The sequence below is a fragment of the Mesorhizobium sp. M4B.F.Ca.ET.089.01.1.1 genome (assembly GCF_004022605.1).
GTDB lineage: Bacteria > Pseudomonadota > Alphaproteobacteria > Rhizobiales > Rhizobiaceae > Mesorhizobium > Mesorhizobium abyssinicae.
The window spans coordinates 1-415 of the sequence record NZ_RZOS01001507.1; the positions used below are offsets into that span (position 1 = coordinate 1).

Annotated in this window: 1 protein-coding gene; it reads left to right on the top strand. The window is 55.9% G+C overall.

Going from position 1 to position 415, the window contains the following annotated elements; genetic code table 11:
- The coding region (locus EN780_RS40195; protein ID WP_210215156.1) for a hypothetical protein at positions 1-415 on the top strand (415 nt) is incomplete at both ends.

Below are 415 nucleotides of genomic sequence, written 5' to 3' on the forward strand. Positions count from 1 at the left end.
TTTGAGCAGCGATATTCAGCGACGGGTGGCAGCCGTCGTTACGGACGACTGGCAGTATCTCGGCCGGTTGCATTGGCAAGAGGATGCGCGAAGCCGCCGGAAGATGTTCGACTACGAAGACACACGGCATTCAAATAGCTCATACCCAAGTGTTGACGACCTCCGTTTCTATCTGGGCTCCCACGCTACGATGATCGTGGCTGGGCAGCTTCTGGACACTGCGCCAACCTACCGTAGCCCCGACACGACCGAGGACGACTTTTCAGAATGGTTCCGATCATACCATGACCTGTCCCGCACGGACGGCTATTGGCTTGCCGACCGGCGAGACCCTATCCCGCTTGATGTTCTTTCCTGGAAAAATGACATCAAAGACGCCGATTGGCCTTCATCTGTTCGCCGCGAAGATATAGAC